The organism is Vibrio sp. KUL78 (genome assembly GCF_059725505.1).
Genome location: NZ_AP045837.1, coordinates 2247668 through 2267939 on the forward strand (window position 1 = coordinate 2247668; position 20272 = coordinate 2267939).

The following is a 20272-nucleotide window of genomic DNA, read 5'->3' on the forward strand; positions in this document are numbered from 1 at the left end:
GCGTTATTTTTCGTTATTCATCTGCTCTTTGAGTTTCGCAAGTTCTTTGTCGATCTCATCTTGCGCTTGCAGCTCTGCAAACTCTTGGTCTAAAGACTTAGCGTTACCCGTTTTTGAATAAAGATCTGCCTCAGCTTCCAGCTCATCGATCTTACGAGAGTACTGCTCAAACTTCGCCATCGCTTCATTTGTGCGACTTGTGTGCAGATGTTTTTGCACGTCTCGACGGTTGCTTGCCGCTTCTGAGCGAATAATCAAGGCTTGTTGCTTAGCACGAGTTTCAGTGATCTTTGATTCAAGCTTAGCAATTTCGTTGGTCAATTTCTCAATGGTTTCTTCCACTAAGGTTTGCTCATCGTGCAAGCCTTTTACAACGTTTTCAAGCTTTTGCTTTTCAATCAGAGCTGCGCGAGCAAGATCTTCACGCTGCTTAGTCAGTGCCAACGTCGCTTTTTGTGCCCACTCAGCGATTTGCTCTTCAATTGCAACCACTTTACGAGCCAGTTCTTTTTTATCGGCAATGGCTTTTGCTGAGTTAGTGCGCACCTCAACCAAAGTATCTTCCATTTCCTGAATGATTAGACGAATCATTTTTTCTGGATCTTCTGCTTTATCAAGCAGTGCACTAATATTTGAGTTTACGATATCGGCAAAACGAGAAAAAATACCCATAATACATCTCCTGTCTGGACGAGTTCGCCATTGAACTCTTTGGTAGTTGTTATTGATAATCCAAGTACCGTGCCAATTTTAATATTCAATAAAATTCAATAACTTAATAAATTCCACTCGATTTATCATGGCTCAGTGCTAAGATGCATTAGCCAACTATTGGTAATTTTTACCAACATCAAAGGGAATATCATGGCTCAAAACTTAATTGGTGAATCTCCTGCGTTTCTTGCCGTTCTAGATAAGGTTTCTCGACTTGCTCCGATTGATAGACCCGTGCTGGTGATCGGGGAACGAGGAACGGGTAAAGAGCTCATTGCGCAGCGCTTACATTACCTGTCTAAGCGCTGGGACCAACCGCTTGTCTCTTTGAACTGCTCAACATTAAGTGAAGGCTTGATTGACTCAGAGTTATTTGGCCATGAATCCGGCGCATTTACGGGTGCAAAAGGTCGACACCAAGGACGCTTTGAGCGCGCTGAGAATGGCACTTTATTCTTAGATGAGCTCGCGACTACGCCACTGTCAGTCCAAGAGAAACTGTTAAGGGTGATCGAATATGGTCAATATGAGCGAGTCGGCGGTGCTACTGCACTCGAGGCAAACGTTCGCCTTGTATGCGCAACCAATGAAGATTTACCCTTGCTCGCTGAAAAAGGTAAGTTTCGTCCCGATCTACTCGATAGACTGGCATTCGACGTTATTCACCTTCCCCCATTAAGACACCGACAAGAGGACATCTCGCTGCTGGCGGAATTTTTTGCTATCAAAATGTGCCGAGAGCTCGGGTTACCCTTCTTTGTTGGCTTTACCGAGCAGGCGTGGCAAAGCATCCACAATTACCAATGGCCCGGCAACGTACGTGAACTCAAAAATGTTGTAGAGCGCGCTGTATACCAGCAAGGTACCAATGTAGACCCTATTGAATCTCTCATATTCAATCCATTCGAGAGCGATTTTGGCAGTCTCAGTTCAATGGCAAGAAAGGATGATCTTGAGGGCACTATCAGCGAAGAGGACACCGCGTCAGAGGATTCTGATGCATCTGCACCGCCAGTGGACTATGCATTCCCTCTAGACTTTAAGTCTTGGCAGGATGAACAGAATATAAAGTTGATTAATGAAGCACTTAAGCAAGCTCAATACAATCAACGAGGTGCTGCCAAACTGCTAAGCTTGAGTTATGACCAGCTAAGAGGATTGGTGCGAAAGTACAAACTGGTTTGAGAATGATGGATTACTCGCCTACCTATCTAACAAAGTCGACGATAAGTGCTTGTCGTTATTGGTTTAGCGAGTAAAAAAGTGGTAAATTACCCTGATCTCAATACAGATATTACGTTCGCCAACGAATGTAGCGTGTTTATGAAGGCAATAATCAAATTATCACTTGGGCTATGTGGCTTAGTTCTGCTAGCAGGGTGTGAAGACAAAGTCGACCACTCCAAAATAAGACAAGACGGTTTCGTCTACTGCGACCAAGGCAGACCAAGTACATTCAACCCACAGCTAGTCGACGGTGGTATCACTGTTGAATCAATAGCACCGCAAATATTCGATACCTTGCTCACGCTAAATTCGGGTACCCATCAGCCTGTACCAAACTTGGCAAAATCGTGGCAGGTCAACAAAACAGGTACTGAATATACCTTTTATCTGCGTCAAGGCGTGCAGTTTCAAACCACAGATTGGTTTACTCCCACTCGAACTCTAAACGCGGATGACGTGGTCTTTAGCTTCAATCGAATTATTGACCCCAATAACCCGTTTCATCAGGTTGGTGGTAGTGTCTACCCTTGGTTCGCGGGTATAGATTTTGCCAATCTTGTACAGAGTGTCGAAGCGGTTGATGAGCTTACTGTGAAGTTTACCTTGTCCCGACCAGACAACTCTTTCCTATCGAATATCTCGACTGCGCATGCGCCTATTTACTCAGCCGAGTATGCAGGCAATCTATTGTTTAGCGACAAGAAGCTGGATATTGATACGTTGCCTGTTGGCACGGGACCGTTTTACCTCGATGAGTATCAAGTTGCCGATTTGGTTAGACTAAAACGTCACGATAATTACTGGCGTGGTCCCGTACAGATGTCGCAAGTGGTATTTGATATCTCGCACCGTGGCGCTGGCGCACTGGCGAAGCTTCTTCGAAATGAGTGCGATGTGCTGAACTCGCCAATCTCTAGTCAGATCCCGGTCATCCTTGAAGAAGACTCTGTCGTACTGCAAGCCAAACCCGCGATGAACGTGGCGTTTGTTGCTATGAATACACAACATCGAGCGCTTAGCGATGCTCGGGTACGCAAAGCGTTAAATCTTGCTATCAATCGCGACAACATCTTAGAAGCCGTTTACTTCGGCAGCGGAGAGAAGGCATATAGCCTGCTCCCACCGAGCTCTTGGGCACATCAAAAAGATGCGGTTCAAGTGCGCTATGACCGTAACTACGCCATGGCGCTGCTTAGAGAAGCAGGCTACGCTCACGGCTTAGAGCTCACAATGGCGGTTCCTCTAGAGCCACGCGTATACAATCCAAGTCCTCGTAAAACCGCGGAGCTCATTCAGGCGAATTTTGCCGACATTGGCATCACCCTGAATCTACTGACTGATGATCGTGTTGACCGCCAAGAGTTATCTAACATCGAGTCCGTCGATATGTTGCTCACCGGCTGGGTCGGCAATACCGGTGACCCAGATAACTATTTGCGCCCCCTTCTTTCGTGCACCTCTAAGCGGGAAGGTCTTAACCTTTCAATGTGGTGTAACGACGACTTTGATTTCATTTTGGACTTAGCACTCGAAGTGAATCAACCAAGGTATCGCCTGAATCTTTATCGCCAGGCACAAAACATTTTGAACGAGGAAGTACCTGTGCTGCCTATCGCTCATGGACAGAAATACCAAGCACATAACGAGAATCTAACCGGTTTTAGAACCAGCCCGTTTAATGCTCAGCCTTTTGACCAAGTTGTGAGGTTGAAGTAGATGTTTTGGTATTCGATTCGCCGCCTCAACCTCTTTGTGATCACACTGCTGATCCTAACGTTTGTCGGCTATAGCTTGGTACGACTAGAGCCTCAGTCTCACTGGGCGACGCAGCCAATGATGGCAGGCTGGTTTGAGTATTTGGGCCGACTGATTGAACTCGATTTTGGTCTAACCAAAGCTGGCGTTCCTATCACTCAAGAATTGGCGTCAGTTCTTCCGGCCACACTTGAACTTTGTTTTGCAGCCTTCACTATCTCTGTGTTCCTGGGTATTCCAGCGGGCACTATTGCGGGGATGCGCAAAGGGAAATGGCTCGACAACGTAATTTCGTTTTCTTCAATGGTTGGCTACGCCGCGCCTCTCTTTTGGATTGCGCTGTTGATGATCATGTATTTCTCGCTCAACTATCAATGGTTTCCAGTAGCTGGTCGATATGACCTTCTGTACGAGATCGATCATGTCACAGGGTTTGCGCTTATCGACGCATTGCTCTCAGACGGACCTTATCGCAAAGAAGCACTGCAAAGTGTGATTGAACATATGATTCTCCCTTGTCTGGTATTAGCACTGTCACCCACTATGCAGGTTATCCGCATGATGAGAACCTCGGTGACTGAGGTGATGTCGCAAAACTATATCCGAGCTGCGCGTATTCGTGGTTTGTCTAACTATGAAATCGTCATCGAGCACGTGCTGCGGAATGCGATTCCACCAATCATACCTAAACTCGGTGTTCAGCTCTCAAGTATGATTACGCTCGCGATTATGACAGAGTCCATTTTTAACTGGCCGGGTGTCGGTCGTTGGCTTTTAGACGCGCTATCAAACCAAGACTACGCGTCTATTCAAGCGGGTGTATTGGTCGTAGCCACTATCGTGTTAGCGGCAAGTATTGTGTCTGATTTGATTGGTGCGATGATCAATCCGCTAGTAAGGAAGGAATGGTATGCTGTCAGATAATGTCTACCAGGAAGAGCGCATTCCGACCCAACTAGAGCGATTTTGGCGCAGCTATCGCTCTAATAACCTGTCCATGTTCGGGTTGTGGTGCTTAGGGTTTCTGATCCTAATTACTCTGCTTTCTCCGTTTATTACGCCTTACGACCCGATGGCGCAAAGCTCCAATCTGCTGGTGCCACCTTCGTGGGATCCTGAGGGTACTGTCGACTTCTTCTTCGGTACCGATGACTTAGGACGTGATATTTTATCGCGTATCATCGACGGCTCTCGATTGTCGTTTGGCGCAGCGGTGATCATCACTGCGATTGCAACGCTAGTCGGCTGCTTAATTGGTATCCTTGCGGGTATGACGCGCGGTTTGCTGTCCAGTACACTAAACCACTTGCTCGATACCGTAATGTCGATTCCTTCGCTGCTGCTAGCGATTATCTTTGTCGCCTTCTTAGGTCCAGGTGAGTTCAATATCATGTTGGCGATCTGCCTCGCGCTGATCCCTCGATTTATTCGCTCTATCTACGTAGCGGTGCACACCGAAGTTGAGAAAGACTACATCATGGCGGCAAGACTTGATGGTGCGAACGAATTTTATCTGCTTTGGAACTCGATCTTGCCCAACCTACTCACCGTTATTGCCGCTGAGGTCACCTTTGCGTTGTCTATCGCAATTCTCGATATCACTGCACTAGGCTTTTTGGGTTTAGGCGCTCAAGCACCAAGCAGTGAGTGGGGTGCGGTACTCGGTGACGCCGCTGAGCTTCTCTATCTGGCGCCTTGGACTGTTATTCTGCCAGGTCTAGCCATTCTATTTACAGTAGTAGCGGTGAACATTGTGGGTGAAGGCATCCGAAGTGCATTAAGTGCGGGGATTGAATAATGCCAGTATTAGATATTCGACATCTCACCATCGAAATCGAAACCCCTCAAGGGCTCGTGAAAGCCGTTGACCGTATGAGCTTCACGATCAACGAGGGAGAAATCCGCGGTCTTGTAGGTGAATCTGGTTCAGGTAAAAGTCTTGTCGCTAAAGCCATCGTTGGCGTAACCAAAGACAACTGGAAAGTCACGGCTGACCGCATGCGTCTTGGCAACATTGACCTGCTGCAGCTTACTCCCCGTGAACGTCGCCGTGTCATCGCTCGTGACGTGGCGATGATCTTCCAAGAGCCAACAACTTGTTTGGACCCTTCTGAACAGGTTGGTAAGCAGCTTATCGAATCCATCCCATCGCGCTCGTTCGAAGGTAAATGGTGGGAGCGCTTTAAGTGGCGTAAGAAGCAAGCCATTGCCCTGCTTCATAAAGTCGGCATTAAAGAACACACGCGTGTCATGCACAGCTATCCTTATGAGCTCACCGATGGTGAGTGTCAAAAGATCATGATCGCTATGGCTATCGCTGCCAAGCCGAAACTGCTGCTTGCCGATGAGCCAACTAACGACTTAGACCCGATTACTCAATCGCAAATCCTGCGTCTATTGAGTCGTATGAACCAGCTCAACAACACCACGATCGTGTTGATTGGTCACGACTTAACAACGATCACGCAATGGGCAACGCGTATTACTGTTATGTATTGCGGTCAATCGGTGGAATCAGCGGACACAGCTAAGATTCTTGCTAAGCCGAAGCACCCTTATACGGTTGCACTGCTCAAGGCGATGCCAGACTTTGGTGAATGGATCCCTCATAAAGAGAAACTGCAATCGCTACCGGGATCAATTCCCCCACTTCAGCATCTTCCTATTGGTTGTCGTTTGGGACCTAGATGCCCGTATGCGCAGAGACAATGCGTTGAAATCCCTGAAGCAAAACGAATTAAGAATCATAAGTTCAGTTGTCACTTCCCTCTGAACACGGAGAAAAAAGCATGAGTTCTTTGTTAGAAGTCTCCGACCTAAAGAAAGACTTTGTCACGCGCTCTAAGCTATTTCAGAAGAAAGTGCAGCATGCGGTTAAGCCTGTGAGCTTCAGCCTCGAAGCGGGACAAACAATTGGCTTTATCGGCAAAAACGGCTCCGGTAAATCGACGTTGGCTCGCATGCTCGCCGGAGTGGTTGAGCCAACCGCTGGCGAAATTCGAGTTAACGGTGATTTACTGGAACATAAAGACTACTCGACCCGCTGTAAGCTGATTCGGATGATCTTCCAAGACCCGAACACGTCTCTGAACCCTCGAATTCAGATTGGTCGTATCCTGGAAGGTCCGCTCAAGCGAAACACCAATATGCCGCCCGAAGCTCGTATGAAGCGTGTTAAAGACACCTTAATTCGTGTCGGCCTGCTACCAGAGCACGCTTACTTCTATCCACAAATGCTGGCGACAGGTCAGAAGCAGCGTATCTGTCTAGCTCGAGCTTTGATTTTGCAGCCTTCGATCATCGTTGCCGATGAAGCGCTGAATGGATTGGATATGGCGATGCGCTCGCAGATCATTAACCTGTTTCTAGAGCTTCAGGAAGAGATGGGTGTTGCGTTTGTTTATGTGTCTCAGCATCTAGGCATAGTGAAACACATTACGGATAAGGTGATGGTGATGCACGAAGGCGACGTTGTGGAGTATGGCAAGACCAGTGAAGTGCTCACCAACCCACAACATATTGTCACGCAGCGCATGGTAGAGAGTCACTTCCACAAGACGCCCATGCATCGTTAGTGGACGGCATCGCCAGGTGAAAGCGCTAAAAAGCCAACTAAGCAATCAACTCTATATAGCTGTCGATACCTTTTTGTATCGACTTTTTTATTTCCATAAGGGGCTTAGATTGCAGGCTCCAGAGCGCGACCGGCACCGACAACCCACCACGTATCTTCTCACACTTTATCTCAGTTAGGTTATCCGCCACGTAGTCGCTGGTTTCAATGTTCTTTGGCATTAAGGTCCAGCCCAGTCCTTTTTGAGTGAGTTTAATGGTCATCGCCAACTGATCAATCAGGTCATGGTTCGCTGACAAAACCACATGATTGGCTAACCCTTCATCGACGAGCGATTTGAGGACAAACTGACGTGTCGTCTTCAATGCGTCATAAACTTGATCTTCAGGTAAGCTCGCTAAATCACTGTACTTACTGGCAAAAGGAACAAACGGCATATTGCCAATCATGGTGTAGTCGATATTGCTCATTGCGCTCGCTTTTGTCACATTGACAATACCAAACTGAATCGACTCATCAGCAAGTCCTTCACGAATCTGCTCTTGCGTTCTCACCAACAAGTTCACACGAAGCGCGGGAAAGTCGTCGATAAGCTGCTCACGGATTAACGCAATCGCAAGGTGTGGTAAGAAGCTACTGTAAGCAACGGTGACGGCATCAAGCTCTCCAAACGATAAGCTCAGAGCTACCTTATCAAAGGTCTTTGCTTGCTCAAGTGCCTGTTTTGCATAGCGATAAAGAAAATGGCCATCTTGAGTCGGGTCAACGCTGCGCGTATTACGCTCAAAAAGCTCAACGGAGACTTGATCTTCTAAGTTGGCAATCACCTGCCCCACGGTAGTTCTATGTTTACCCAGTCTGCTCCCCGCTTTACTAAAAGAGCGCTCTTCATAGACACTGACAAATGCCGCTAACTGTTCCAAGCTAAAATTCACACACGCCTCCTAAACCCATTTAAAATGTAACTTATTGTCGAAACGTTACTTTTCTTGTCAATGATAGACGAATTATTTCATTTGTCACACAACTCAGACGGCGTAGTGAGGGCTGTACTTCTCTATTAATTGCTTTTCACCATAGCGTAGATGTGAGGATTACGTCCTACGCTGTGATGTTTGGTGATTGGAAATCTCATCATATTATTTTCGCAGACCTAGAGAGAGTCCCTCTCTAAACGAAAATCCACTCGTGAAATTTAAAGGCATACATGATGACAGATTACTCAAAAATCGATAACGAAGTTGAACAACTAGCTAATGTTATCTGGGACATGGCAGAAAAGGTTTGGGACTACGCAGAACTAAGCTATGAAGAGTTCAAAAGCTCTGCACTAGAAAGCGCCGTACTTGCAAACAATGGCTTTGCTATCACTGAGCGTGCTGTCGCTGGCCTAGAGACCTCTTGGATCGCTGAGTGGGGTACTGGCAAGCCTGTCATCGGCTACTTAGTAGAGTTTGATGCGCTACCAGGTCTTGGCAACGATACGGTACCGACCAAAACTCCAGCTAAGAATGGCAATACTAATGGTCACGGCTGTGGGCACAACCTTATCGGTTCTTCATCTATTGGCGCAGCGATCGCACTGAAAAATCATATGGAAAAAGAAGGTATCACTGGCACCATTAAGGTTATCGGTTGTCCTGCAGAAGAAGCGTTGAACGGTAAAAACTACATGGTTTCTGCTGGCGCATTTGACGATTTGGATGTCTGCCTACACAACCACCCTGCGATGGTGAATGCAGCACTGAACTTCCATTCTGCGGCTTCCATTGACCTACTAATCGAGTGGAAAGGCGTCACTGCACACGCTGGTGCAGCTCCTTGGGAAGGCCGAAGTGCACTCCATGCTGCTGAGATTTTCTTAATGTCAGCGAATATGATGCGCGAGCAAATGGAACCTACAGGTCGCCTACATTACCAGATTCTAAATGGCGGTGACGCAGTTAATGTCATCCCTGACTACGCTAAGGTTCTGGTTCGTTACCGCGGAAAATCTGCTGAGAATGTGCGCAAGTATAAGGCGTGGCTAGAAGACATGGCCAAGGGTGCCTCATTGTCGACTCAAACTACTGAAGTCGTGACTAACCTAGGCGGTATCTATGACATTTTGCCTAACAACCCATTTGCCGAAGCAATCACGACTCATATGAATCGTTATCTGCCGATCGCTTGGACAGAGGAAGAGCAAGAGTTTGCCAAATCTATTCAACGTGAAATGGGCAAACCAGAAGACGGCCTAGCTACAGACGTGATGGATGTACCTCATGGTGTTGAAGTTGGCGGCTCATCAGACGTTGGTGATGTCAGCTGGAAAGTACCAACGATGGGTGTGATGTTTGCCGCATGGCCTAAATATATCCCACCACATCAATGGGGTTGCACTGCGTGTAACGGTATGAGTATTGGACGTAAAGCTGGCCTGCAAGCTGCTCATGTTATGGCAGCGCAAGGACTTGAGTTACTCACAAACCCTCAGCTACTAAAAGACGTGACGGCTGAGTTTGAGAAAAACAAAAACGGCCAGGAATATGTTTCATTAAATGATACCGACTATAACCCTAGAGGCATCTTAAATGACGAGCAGTTGACCAACTACGACTGCTGTCTACATACGGCTCTAGAACATTTTGGACTGGGCGAAAACTACAATCCGACCTGTGGTCATAGCCACAAGTAATTCTCACAAACTCATCCAAGCGAGGGCATCAATGCCCTCGCTTTTTTTTGTCGCGACACAAAGCGCTTAGGTTCCCTATCTTCCCAATTTCGAATTACTAAGAGGTGATGATTGAATCCTCTTCAGTGAATTCAAGGGTTAGAGACAAGCTGGGTACTATAAACGCAGTTGTTGAGACAAACATGTTACCGCTCAACGAAATATCAAAACTCAACTTGGAGAAAGCACTTATGTGTACTCGTATTATCTATCAAACAGAAACTGGCAAATTCATTACCGCACGTGGCATGGATTGGAACGATCCAACCGCAAAAACCAGCATGATCGTATACCCACGCGGCCTAGCACAAACTGGTGGTAGCATGGAAAATGCACTGACTTGGACTTCTAAGTATGGTTCTGTTTTCGCTTCTTTTTACGGCAAAGCATCTTCTGACGGTCTAAATGAAGCGGGTTTGGCTGCCAACACTCTTTATCTTGCTGAAGCAGATTACGGTGACTACACGCTATCGAACAAACCTCGCCTTTCTATTGGCGCATGGAACCAGTACTTCTTGGATAACTTCGCCACCGTTGCAGAAGCAGTAGCTGCAATGCAAGAGCCTCCTTTTGTAATTGTCGCTCCGCTACTACCTAACGGCCGCGCAGCATCTGTCCATCTTTCTCTTTCTGATAGCACTGGCGACAGCGCAATTCTAGAATATGTCGATGGTGAGCTTAAAATCCACCACAGCAATGACTACCGTGTTATGACTAACTCACCAGTTTTTGACGAGCAAATTGCAATCAACAAATACTGGGAGCTTGTTGGTGGAGACAAAATGCTACCAGGCACAATCAATGCGGCAGACCGTTTTGTTCGTGCTAACTACCTACTAAAAAGCACGCCTAACTTCGCTGACGGTCAAGAAGCAACGGCTGCTGCCCTATCAGTATTGCGCTCTGTAGGCGTGCCTCTAGGTATGGAAGATCCAGAACACCCAAACATCTCTGCAACGCTATGGCGCTCAATGTCAGACCATGACGCAAAACGCTTTTTCCTAGACTCAGCGAGCCAACCAGCACTTATCTGGGTTGACCTAGACAACCTAAATCTTGAGCAAGGTGCACCAATTATGGCAATCGAGCTAAATGGTCCTGAGTTCATCGCCGGTGATGTGACTGACAAGCTAGCTCAGGCATCAATGATCACTTGGATGTAATCATCGACGCGACGTACCGCGCAGTTGTCTCTTCGGAGGAACCGATGGCTGCGTGGTAACCCTTTTGATGCTGAGATTCGAAAGGTCGATAAACCAGACCTTCCAATCCTGTTGCTAACCTTCTACCTACACATGATTGAGGCAAAAAATGAGCTCTGGTCAAGAAATTTTCAGTGAAGTTGTCACTGTACTAGGAACAGCCGCTTTCGCACTGTCAGCCGTACTGGCCGCAAGTAAAAGACGTGTCGATATTTTTTCACTTATTATTTTGGGTCTAATCACTTCAATTGGCGGGGGAACCATGCGTGACCTCATGTTGGATGTCCCTGTCTTTTGGTCTCAAGATCTTAGCTATGTGTGGATCTCGATCAGTGCGAGCCTGTTGGGTTTCGTCTTCTTTGGTCTACTGAAAAAGCGCTGGATAAACGAGTTTTATCTTCATATCGATGCCTTTGCCATTGCTTTGTTTGCCATTCAAGCCACCAACAAGGCATGGGCACTTGGGTTTGGTCTCCCAATCGCACCCGTGTTCATGGGCCTAATAACAGCAGTGGGAGGCGGCATTGTCAGAGATATGCTGATGCAAAGACCTACTCTACTTTTTGAAAGCGAACTTTACGCGATTCCTATCGCATTGGGCTGTGCCATGCACTGCGTGGTTTTAAGTCTCGCACCACAATGGTCGGTACTGAGCTCGACACTCTGTATCTTACTCATCATTGCCGGTCGTTCGCTATCCATCTACTTCAATATTGGGGTACCAAACTGGGCACTACTCGGGCAAAAGTTCACTTTAGTTAAAATGCGAGAGGGTGAGGACTGAGTCCTCTACAGAAGAGTTTGTCGATACTAATGAGTTGAATAGCATAGGGAAAACCGCCGTTTGACTCATCACAACCCAACTACGGAAACACTATTATGATTAAAAAGATGACGCTTACTGCCCTAGCCTCTTCCGCCTTCCTATTCTCACCAACCCTGTTTGCTGACTCTGAGTTGAAACAGTCCGTCTACGAGGACAATGAAAGACTGATTGAGCTGTTTGAACACTTCCATGCCAACCCAGAGATCGGCTTTATGGAATTTGAGTCGGCTAGGATCATTGCTAATGAACTCAAGCAGCTTGGTTTCGAGGTTCACGAAGGCATAGCGCGAACCGGCGTAGCCGCAGTACTTAAAAATGGTGAAGGACCAACGGTCATGTTCCGTGCGGACATGGACGCTTTACCTGTTAAAGAAGAAACGGACCTGACTTACAAATCCACAAACCCAACCAAAGACCGCTTTGGTAATCCGATTTACGCAATGCACGCGTGCGGTCACGATGCCCACATGACTTGGCTTTTAGGCATGGCAAAGCAGTTGACTGAAGCGAAAGAGAAATGGAGCGGCACCATCGTCCTTATCGCCCAGCCTGCTGAAGAGTTAATTATGGGTGCAACAGCGATGGCAAAAGACGGACTATTTAGTAAGGTGCCTGTACCGGATATTTTGATAGCAGGTCACGTTCACCCTCTTCTACCAGAAGGTAGTGTATCAATCTCCGACGGTCGTCGTATGGCGGGTACCGACCAGATTGACGTCTTCATTCAAGGTGTCGGTGGTCATGGTTCAACACCTCATGTCACCAAAGATCCCGTTGTGATGGCATCAATGTCAGTACTTGGCTACCAAACTATCATGTCGCGAATGGTCGACCAACAACAACCGGCCGTGCTGTCTGTCGGCGCGATTGAGTCCGGCAGTGAAAACAACATCATTCCTGATACGGCGACGCTCAAGCTCAACCTTCGCTGGTACCGCACTGAAGATCGTGATGTGATGCTTAAAGGTATCAAGCAAGTCACCGACAATGTGGCTCGCATGTACGGTGTGGATGAAGACAACATGCCGACCTATGAGATGAAAGGCTACTCAACACCTCTCATTAATCCAACCAAAGAATCGGAAATCGCCAAACAGGCCATGATTGAATCTCTTGGAGAAGAGAACGTGAAACTCGGGTTTCCACCAGTAATGGGGTCTGAAGATTTTCACATGTTGACCTACGAATACCCGGAAGTACCGGTATTGTTTGTCGAAGTTGGTGCCGCTACACAGAACACATGGGATACCTTTGTCGAACACGGCACTTTCCCTAAATACACCAACCACAATCCAAACTTTGTGGTTGAGCAAGGCGCAATCCCAACTGGGACGATAGCTCTTACTTCTGTGGTTAAGGCATTTCTCAACTCAGAACAAGCTCAGTAATACTCTTGTTCGATTCGCAAGTACAAAAAAACCAGCTCATGAAGTGACCCCATAAAGTTGGACATTTCTGTTATGCGGCTTGTAAGGCCTGATTTCGATATTCCATCGGAGTCAGGCCTTTTAGTTTCACTTTGATGCGCTTTGTATTGTAATACTCGATGTATTCATCAATTTGTTCGATTAAGTCATCCGCATCTTCAAAGTGCTGATTATGGTACATTTCTGTTTTCAGCAAGGCAAAGAAGTTCTCTGCCACCGCATTATCCAAACAGTTTCCTTTTCGCGACATACTTTGAGTTAACCCCTGTCAGCGAGAGTTTTCTGATATTTCCTATGCCTATATTGCCACCCTTGATCGCTATGAACGATTGGCTTTGAGTTCTCATCTAAAGTCGCAACTGCCTCTGTCAGCATGTCTGTGACCAGAGGTAAGCACGCGTTTTTTGCAACCTTATAAGCGACGACTTCCTGCGTAAACAGATCGACGATTGGTGATAAGTACACCTTCTGCTGCTTAACTTTAAACTCAGTAACATCCGTTACCCACTTTTCATCAGGCTTCGTTGCATTGAAGTCCCGCTCAAGCACATTTGGTGCGGTTGTTCCTGCCTCTCCCTTGTATGAGCTGTATCGCTTGGGCCTAACCGTTGATTTTAGGCCAAGTAACCTCATCAGACGTTGGACTGTCTTGTGGTTAAGAGTGACGTTACGCCTCCTTAACTCGAGGTGAATGCGACGATAGCCATATCTCCCTTTGTGGTCATGATATATTTTCTCGATCAACTGCTTCTCATCTTGATAGCTATCGGCGGCGTTGCTCGACTGCGCGTGATAATAGAAGCTACTTCTCGCTAACTTAAGGGTATGCAAGAGATGTTGTTGTAGATGTTGATTTCTAAGAGCTAGAACTACTTTCGTTTTTTCTGTGTTCGACGACGTTTCTCCTGTTCCAGCTCCTCTAACTTTTTTAAGACAGCGTTCTCTGCTCGCAAGTACGCTAACTCCTCTTTGAGTTCTTCCAATGTCTTCTCATCATCGTGCTTATCTTGAATAAAGGGGTGCTTACTCATTGTTGGTCGTCCTTTGCTACACTCAAGCCCCTGGATACCATCTCTTTCGTATTGTTTGAGCCAAACGGAGAGAGTGCCAGGAGACGAAAAATTCAGTACCGCACTAGTGTGGCCGACAGACCAACCATTCGTCCACATGTGTTTTAAGGCTTGCAGTTTGGTTTGTGCGTTCTTTTGCAAACCCATGAGGCATAAATGCTTGAGCACCATGAATATCAAGCACTTGAGCCCAGTAACGTATTTGACGTGATGGTATGGAATGAAGACGAGAAAGCTCACCGGATGAACTCTCGCCTTGTAGATATTGTTTTGCTATCGAGCATTTTAATGCTCTGCTGTACTTGGACATAAAAAGACCCCCAATAATTGGTGTCCAACTATTGGGGGGTCAGTTCACACGCTGGTTTTTTTAGTATTCGATAACTGTCGTGATTAGCGACGCGTCTTATTACGAGCACCTTGCTCACCAGAAGACTTTTTGTTGCGGCGCTGTTGATTGCTACGACCTTTTGGTGCATTTGCACGCTCTTCGTGACGACGTACTGCGCGACGGATTTTCTGGCTGCGAGAACGCTCACGTTGACGAGAGGTGTTCTGACTTTGGTCTAGCATGGTCTCTTTCTCAGGGCGAAGTTCAACTAGCTCACGTAGGTAGTTTACTTCTTTTAGAGTGAGTTCCATCCAACCGCCACGAGGCAACTTCTTGTCTAGGTAGATGTCGCCGTAACGTACACGCTTAAGGCGACTAACTGTCGTCTCTTGAGATTCCCACAGACGACGTACTTCACGGTTACGGCCTTCGTTGATAACAACGTAGAAAGTGTGGTTCATACCTTCACCACCCGCGTAAACCACGTCTTCGAAGCGAGCCATACCATCGTCAAGCTCAACACCGTTTACCACGTTGCGAACTTTTTGCTCGTTCACTTCACCAAATACACGCACAAGGTATTCACGCTCTACTTGGCGGCTTGGGTGCATTAGGCGGTTAGCCAGTTCACCATCGGTCGTGAAAAGGAGTAGACCTGATGTGTTAGCGTCAAGACGACCAACAGAAATCCAGCGAGAGCCGCGGATCTTCGGCAAGCGGTCGAACACGGTACGACGACCTTCAGGGTCGTGACGTGTACACAGCTCACCTTCCGGCTTGTAGTAGGCCAGAACTCGACAAACCACTTCTTCTTGTGCTTTGGCAGAAACAGTATGACCATCGATACGGATGACCGCATTTTCGTCTTCCAGACGTTCGCCCAGTCTTGCTACCTGACCATTCACACTCACGCGCCCAGATTTAATCAGGGCTTCAAGTTCACGACGAGAACCGTGGCCTGCGCGAGCAAGCACTTTTTGTAATTTTTCGCTCATTTACCTACCTATAATGTCGTCTTCACAGACGTCGAAACCAGATAATGCGACCTAAAAATCGCGGTCGCGTATTATCGCAAAGAAACCTGATTCACGCATCAAGTTTCTTCACTAATTTAGTAAGAAAACATTCAAAACTCTACTCGAATGGTTCTGGGTCGCCTGCACCAACACGTAGAACTTTGGCTTCGTCATCACTAAAGTCAATCACGGTCGTAGGTTGCTCACCTAAATAGCCACCATTTAGGATGCAATCTACCGCATGCTCTAGCTTGTCACGGATATCTTCAGGATCCGATTCTGTCACTTCGTTACCAGGCAAAATTAACGATGTTGACATCAATGGCTCACCAAGCGCCTCTAGCAAATCCAGAGCAATTTGATTGTTTGGAACACGAATACCAATCGTTTTACGTTTTGGGTTCATCAAACGACGTGGCACTTCTTTTGTGCCCTTGAAGATAAAGGTGTAAGGACCAGGCGTGTTGTTCTTTAACAGACGGAATGCAGTGTTATCAACACGTGCGTAAAGAGACAACTCAGATAAGTCACGACACAACAGAGTGAAGTTGTGCTTGTCATCGAGACGGCGGATCTGGCAAATGCGCTCTAACGCTTGTTTGTTTTCTAGCTGACAGCCTAGTGCATAACCAGAATCGGTTGGATAGATAATGACACCGCCGTTACGAATAATCGCCACCGCTTGAGTGATCAAGCGTGCCTGCGGGTTGTCTGGGTGTACATAAAAAAATTGGCTCATTGTTATTCCTTCAAACTTAAGGACGCTCTCGGTACGACCTTCCCTGTCGTTCGACTTCAAGAGCTGTCTCTTCAATACGATAATGAATCAAAAGAAAGTGAGGTGAAGATGCTTATGTCTATTTGGACAAACGCCAAGGCCAAAAGATATCGGCTTCGTTATTCTTTTTCACCATCTTCAGCACCACCCTCAATTGTAGTGGTCGTCAGCGAAGTTGCTGTCTTTAATGGTAGGCGGTCCCATACCGGTTCTACGCCTGATGGTAACCACAAGTTTCTACCCAACTCCATCCAAGGGGAAGGATAGTGGAAATCTGACCCTTGTGAAGCTAATAGATTGTATTGTATCGCATAATCTGCGAGGTTGCGCCTTTCTTGTTGACTTTGTTGTGGCTGAGCGACTTCCATGGCATCGCCATCAGCTTCAACAAACGCCGTCAGTAGACGCTTTAGCCACTTAGCTGTTAACTGATATCGGCCTGGATGCGCCAGCACGGCTACCCCACCCGCTTGATGGATGGCATTTACAGCTTCTGACATGGTGCACCAGTTAGGCGGCACGTAGCCAGTATTATTGCGCGTCATAAACTTCTTGAACACCTGCTGCATGTTTTTCGCGTAGCCGTTGTCCACCAGCCATTTCGCAAAGTGGGCGCGAGTGATCGGCGCATCGCCCGCTATCGCCTTCACTTCTTCAAGCAAACCCTCGCGTGTCGCTTTTTCCAGTCTATGCGCGATGAGCTCAGAGCGCTCTACTCGTCTGGCTTGCTGAGCACGGATCAGCGCATTTAATTCAGGGGAGTTAATGTCTACGCCAAGCCCAACAATATGAATGTCTTTATTCTGCCAGACCGTCGAAATCTCAATGCCGTTCACCAACTCAATAGGCAGAGACTGATCTTCAATTAGCTGATGAGCGGTAGGCAACGCGTCTAAGGTGTCGTGGTCAGTAATCGCCAGAACTTTTACATCGAAGCTTATGGCTCTGTCTAAGAGATCAGCAACCGATAATCGGCCATCAGAGGCGGTAGTGTGACTGTGTAAATCTATCTTCATTTTTTCACATTTTCGGTTGACTTTTAGCTCGTGAACTAGTTAACTAGTACGCAGATACAGATTTTGAGATTAGGCACGTATGTTACTCGATATTCATACATTCAAAAAACCTTTAAACCTTGGGGTTAATGCTCTAGTAGGTTGGTGGTGCACTTGGACACAATCCGAGTGGGCTTTTTTGCGTGCATAATCAAACCCGAATTTGATTAAAGCCCACTCAATCGAGTGGGCTTTTTTGTTTTTCGATTCATCTGACAAAGAATTCAATTTAAACGATTATTTTAGCAACAATTTGGGTACATTGAGCGTTGGGCAAACGTTTTAATTGTGCGACTATAGCTTAATGACCGCTAGGTGAACCAAGATTGTTGCAACAGCAGATTCAAGATTAAAAGGAGCTTTTGTGAATAAAGCCATTAGCATCAATAAACAGGGTCGATTGGAAGTCCTTTCTCTCCAAGTGCCATACGCGCAAGACCCAACCAGACTGTTTCATACCCTGTGTGAAAACAAAACCGATAGTCTGCTACTTGAGTCTGCTGAAATCGACTCAAAACAAGACCTACAGAGCCTACTTATCGTTGATTCTGCCGTTCGTATTGTGTGTGAAGGTCACAAGGTACGCTATGAAGCGCTAACCACCAATGGTGTTAACCTTCTTAACATTATTGCTCAGAATATTGCTGAGGAAATCGAACACACGCTAACAGACAAAGAGCTCGTCGTTCAGTTTGAGATGCCAGATGACACACTCGATGAAGACTCTCGACTTCGTGAAGCCTCGTCTTTTGATGCGCTTCGTCTCGTTCAACACAGCTTTGACCTAAGCGGTTTAGACAAAAACGCCATTTTCATGGGCGGGCTATTTGCTTACGACATCGTTGCGAACTTTGAGCCTCTGGGTGATGCAAGCCAAGCGAATCAGTGTCCTGACTTTGTATTCTATGTTGCTGAAAGCCTTCTGGTTGTCGACCACCAAAAAAGAGTCTTGCGACCTACAAACGACCCTGTTTAACCACGACGATGCCGAACTAGCACGTATTCGCGGCCGAATCACAGAGATCAGCCAGCAATGCGAAAACCTAAAAATGGTGCCAGCGGCAACGAAAGTCGAAGGTATTCAAGAAGACGTCAGCATCTCAGATGAAGACTTTTGCCAAATCGTTCGCGACTTAAAAGAGTACGTAGTTCGTGGCGACATCTTCCAAGTTGTACCATCTCGCCGTTTCACACTGCCATGCCCTTCACCTCTTGCTGCCTACAAAGAGCTGAAGCAGAGCAACCCAAGCCCTTACATGTTCTATATGCAAGATGAGCTGTTTACTCTGTTTGGAGCCTCTCCAGAGAGTGCACTCAAGTACGGCAAAGACTCAAACCAAATTGAGATCTACCCTATCGCAGGTACTCGACGCCGTGGCAAGAATGCAGATGGCAGCATCAACAAAGACCTTGATAGCCGCATCGAGCTAGAGCTTCGCAGCGACATGAAAGAGAACGCGGAGCACATGATGCTGGTTGACCTAGCACGTAACGACGTGGCTCGCATTGCAGAGCCCGGCTCTCGCCATGTAGCCGATCTTCTAAAAACCGACCGCTACAGTCACGTCATGCACTTGGTATCACGCGTCGTCGGTCAGCTTCGTGGTGACCTAGATGCGCTGCACGGCTACCAAGCTTGTATGAACATGGGCACGCTCACCGGCGCACCAAAGATTCGTGCCATGCAGCTGATTCGTCAGTTCGAAGGCCAAACTCGCGGCAGCTACGGTGGCGCTGTTGGCTACATGAACGGTGCTGGTGATTTGGATACCTGTATCGTCATCCGCTCAGCGTACGTTGAAGACGGAATTGCTCAAGTTCAAGCGGGTGCTGGTGTGGTATTTGACTCTGACCCTCAATCCGAAGCAGATGAAACTCGTGGTAAGGCGCAAGCCGTTATTTCAGCAATCAAAACGGCGCACAAGGGGTAATCACGATGTCTAACACTACAAATTCAGTAAATAACGAGCTAGCGAATATCGTATTTGTCGATAACTTTGACTCGTTTACCTACAACCTAGTGGATCAGTTCCGAAGCCTAGGTCACAACGTTAAAATCTATCGCAACCACATTGCTGCAGATAAAATCGCTAAGGCTGTACTAGAGCTCGATAACCCTGTAGTTGTGCTTTCACCGGGTCCCGGTGCGCCTTCAGAAGCGGGTTGTATGCCAGAGCTGATTAAAACGTTGCGTGGCAAAGTACCAATGATCGGTATTTGTCTCGGTCATCAAGCCATTGTCGAAGCTTACGGTGGTGTTGTTGCTGGCGCTGGTGAAATCATTCACGGTAAGGTATCGATGATGGCGCACGATAACCACGCTATCTACGAAGGCTTACCTTCACCGCTAGCCATTGCTCGTTATCACTCTCTCGTGGCAACGAAAGTGCCTGACTCATTGGAAGTGACTGCGCAAGTTGATGGTCTAGTGATGTCAGTCGCGAACGAACAAGATCGTATCTGTGGCTTCCAGTTCCACCCAGAGTCTATTATGACTACCTACGGTGCGACACTACTGAGCAATGCCATCGCTTGGGCGACAGAAAAATCTAACGAAATCAAATCGGCTTAAAAATTCAAA

At 47.1% G+C, this 20272-nt stretch carries 20 protein-coding genes and 1 pseudogene; 13 read left to right on the top strand and 8 right to left on the bottom strand.

Annotated features, from left to right (window positions below; translation table 11 throughout):
• Positions 1-3: 3 nt before the first annotated feature.
• Positions 4-672 carry a phage shock protein PspA gene (gene pspA / locus AC6I8Y_RS10445; protein WP_042472210.1) on the bottom strand — a complete coding sequence of 223 codons (669 nt, stop codon included), beginning with the start codon at positions 670-672 and terminating at the stop codon, positions 4-6.
• Between the two features lie 192 nt (positions 673-864).
• On the opposite strand from pspA, the gene pspF reads away from it, so the two are divergent.
• The 6 genes from pspF (at position 865) to AC6I8Y_RS10475 (ending at position 7271) form a co-directional block, all read left to right on the top strand.
• Complete coding sequence (pspF, locus tag AC6I8Y_RS10450) at positions 865-1899, top strand: phage shock protein operon transcriptional activator (RefSeq protein ID WP_498020138.1); 1035 nt, start codon at positions 865-867, stop codon at positions 1897-1899.
• A gap of 138 nt (positions 1900-2037) precedes the next feature.
• On the top strand, positions 2038-3657 hold the full coding sequence (locus AC6I8Y_RS10455) for an ABC transporter substrate-binding protein (protein WP_042473053.1): 1620 nt from the start codon (positions 2038-2040) through the stop codon (positions 3655-3657).
• Entirely contained in the window at positions 3658-4620 is a 963-nt protein-coding gene (locus tag AC6I8Y_RS10460) for an ABC transporter permease (protein ID WP_234495647.1), read from the top strand.
• On the top strand, positions 4607-5494 hold the full coding sequence (locus AC6I8Y_RS10465; protein WP_498020139.1) for an ABC transporter permease subunit: 888 nt from the start codon (positions 4607-4609) through the stop codon (positions 5492-5494). Before AC6I8Y_RS10460 ends, AC6I8Y_RS10465 begins: the two co-directional genes overlap by 14 nt.
• On the top strand, positions 5494-6489 hold the full coding sequence (locus AC6I8Y_RS10470; protein ID WP_234495646.1) for a peptide ABC transporter ATP-binding protein: 996 nt from the start codon (positions 5494-5496) through the stop codon (positions 6487-6489). The genes AC6I8Y_RS10465 and AC6I8Y_RS10470 overlap by 1 nt, the downstream gene beginning before the upstream one ends.
• Positions 6486-7271: a peptide ABC transporter ATP-binding protein gene (locus AC6I8Y_RS10475; RefSeq protein ID WP_042472203.1), complete on the top strand. Its 786-nt coding sequence runs from the start codon at positions 6486-6488 to the stop codon at positions 7269-7271. Before AC6I8Y_RS10470 ends, AC6I8Y_RS10475 begins: the two co-directional genes overlap by 4 nt.
• Positions 7272-7308: 37 nt before the next feature.
• Here AC6I8Y_RS10475 and AC6I8Y_RS10480 read toward each other — a convergent pair whose 3' ends face one another.
• Positions 7309-8205 carry a LysR family transcriptional regulator gene (locus AC6I8Y_RS10480; RefSeq protein ID WP_394151491.1) on the bottom strand — a complete coding sequence of 299 codons (897 nt, stop codon included), beginning with the start codon at positions 8203-8205 and terminating at the stop codon, positions 7309-7311.
• 272 nt (positions 8206-8477) lie between these two features.
• Between AC6I8Y_RS10480 and AC6I8Y_RS10485 the strand changes: the two genes are divergently transcribed.
• From AC6I8Y_RS10485 to AC6I8Y_RS10500, 4 genes are all read left to right on the top strand, one after another.
• Positions 8478-9947, top strand: coding sequence for an amidohydrolase (locus AC6I8Y_RS10485; protein WP_498020140.1), 1470 nt, complete (start codon positions 8478-8480; stop codon positions 9945-9947).
• A 230-nt stretch (positions 9948-10177) separates the two neighbouring features.
• Positions 10178-11149 carry a linear amide C-N hydrolase gene (locus AC6I8Y_RS10490; RefSeq protein WP_498020141.1) on the top strand — a complete coding sequence of 324 codons (972 nt, stop codon included), beginning with the start codon at positions 10178-10180 and terminating at the stop codon, positions 11147-11149.
• A 148-nt stretch (positions 11150-11297) separates the two neighbouring features.
• Positions 11298-11972, top strand: coding sequence for a trimeric intracellular cation channel family protein (locus AC6I8Y_RS10495; RefSeq protein WP_234495642.1), 675 nt, complete (start codon positions 11298-11300; stop codon positions 11970-11972).
• A gap of 95 nt (positions 11973-12067) precedes the next feature.
• Positions 12068-13402: an amidohydrolase gene (locus AC6I8Y_RS10500; protein ID WP_498020142.1), complete on the top strand. Its 1335-nt coding sequence runs from the start codon at positions 12068-12070 to the stop codon at positions 13400-13402.
• A gap of 70 nt (positions 13403-13472) precedes the next feature.
• Here AC6I8Y_RS10500 and AC6I8Y_RS10505 read toward each other — a convergent pair whose 3' ends face one another.
• From AC6I8Y_RS10505 to AC6I8Y_RS10515, 3 genes are read right to left on the bottom strand one after another with little or no spacing between them, the layout of a single operon-like run.
• Positions 13473-13670, bottom strand: a complete 198-nt coding sequence (locus AC6I8Y_RS10505) for an IS3 family transposase (RefSeq protein ID WP_498020143.1) — start codon at positions 13668-13670, stop codon at positions 13473-13475.
• A 29-nt stretch (positions 13671-13699) separates the two neighbouring features.
• On the bottom strand, positions 13700-14425 hold the full coding sequence (locus AC6I8Y_RS10510) for an IS3 family transposase (RefSeq protein ID WP_498021493.1): 726 nt from the start codon (positions 14423-14425) through the stop codon (positions 13700-13702).
• The gene (locus AC6I8Y_RS10515) at positions 14311-14658 is read right to left on the bottom strand and encodes a helix-turn-helix domain-containing protein (protein WP_498020144.1); all 348 of its coding nucleotides are present in this window, start codon (positions 14656-14658) and stop codon (positions 14311-14313) included. The genes AC6I8Y_RS10510 and AC6I8Y_RS10515 overlap by 115 nt, the downstream gene beginning before the upstream one ends.
• Before the next feature lie 9 nt (positions 14659-14667).
• Here AC6I8Y_RS10515 and AC6I8Y_RS10520 point away from each other — a divergent pair, with 9 nt between their 5' ends.
• Positions 14668-14823, top strand: coding sequence for a hypothetical protein (locus tag AC6I8Y_RS10520; protein WP_498020145.1), 156 nt, complete (start codon positions 14668-14670; stop codon positions 14821-14823).
• Between the two features lie 81 nt (positions 14824-14904).
• On the opposite strand, the gene rluB is transcribed toward AC6I8Y_RS10520, so the two are convergent.
• The 3 genes from rluB to rnm form a co-directional block, all read right to left on the bottom strand.
• Entirely contained in the window at positions 14905-15837 is a 933-nt protein-coding gene (rluB, locus tag AC6I8Y_RS10525; protein ID WP_112461021.1) for a 23S rRNA pseudouridine(2605) synthase RluB, read from the bottom strand.
• A 139-nt stretch (positions 15838-15976) separates the two neighbouring features.
• Positions 15977-16597, bottom strand: a complete 621-nt coding sequence (locus AC6I8Y_RS10530) for an L-threonylcarbamoyladenylate synthase (RefSeq protein WP_252011840.1) — start codon at positions 16595-16597, stop codon at positions 15977-15979.
• A gap of 158 nt (positions 16598-16755) precedes the next feature.
• A complete protein-coding gene (gene rnm / locus AC6I8Y_RS10535) occupies positions 16756-17652 on the bottom strand; it encodes an RNase RNM (RefSeq protein ID WP_394151495.1) in 897 nt (298 codons plus the stop codon).
• Between the two features lie 403 nt (positions 17653-18055).
• On the opposite strand from rnm, the pseudogene AC6I8Y_RS10540 reads away from it, so the two are divergent.
• Positions 18056-19622, top strand: a pseudogene (locus AC6I8Y_RS10540) (anthranilate synthase component 1).
• Positions 19623-19627: 5 nt separating this feature from the next.
• Positions 19628-20263, top strand: a complete 636-nt coding sequence (locus AC6I8Y_RS10545; protein WP_498020146.1) for an aminodeoxychorismate/anthranilate synthase component II — start codon at positions 19628-19630, stop codon at positions 20261-20263.
• Positions 20264-20272 lie beyond the last annotated feature (9 nt).